At 40.8% G+C, this 574-nt stretch carries 1 protein-coding gene; it reads left to right on the forward strand.

Features of this window, described 5'->3' with window-relative positions; all coding sequences use genetic code 11:
* Positions 1-302 (forward strand): hypothetical protein (locus tag GQ598_RS10905; protein ID WP_160404135.1); only part of this gene is annotated, 302 nt, incomplete at its 5' end.
* Positions 303-574 lie beyond the last annotated feature (272 nt).

Genomic DNA, 574 nt, shown 5'->3' on the forward strand with positions numbered 1-574 from the left:
GTGGCTACCAAGCTTGGTACCAACAGCAGTGTCAATTATACCAAAATAGAAAAAACCAAGAAAAACAATCACAGCAAACCGCTAACAATCCTAGCTCAACCCCTTTACCGCAGTCTTTGATTCAAACACAATCATCGATTTTAACTGACTCAGAGCCAATAAACGATATAGTGACCAATAATGCGAACAAACCCTTAACATTACAACATTTACTATTTTTATCGTCATGGCAACCTAATAAATATCCGCCCATGATTGATAGTGCGTTTATTCAAGAGTTAAAAAACTACTTCAGTCAATAACAGAGCACACTGTGCCCGATGGGGCTATTGCTCAGGTTTTAGTGTTTAAATCGGGTGATAGAAAAAGGGCTACAAATAAGGTCAGCACCTTTCACGGGAAAAGTCAGGAAAAGTTACAAACGGCTTTTTACGTTATTTAAGGGCGAATGCGGCAACGCAGTAAGCTGGTAGTATTAAGATTAAGGTGCAAAAACGAGCAACATGAACAACTACGCTGATGCGGGCTTCGTCAACAACAACTACTGGACGAGCGACGCAACAGGTAGCAATGG

Origin of the sequence: Gilliamella sp. Pas-s95, from assembly GCF_009795795.1 — a bacterium.
In the GTDB taxonomy this organism is placed as follows: domain Bacteria; phylum Pseudomonadota; class Gammaproteobacteria; order Enterobacterales; family Orbaceae; genus Gilliamella; species Gilliamella bombicola.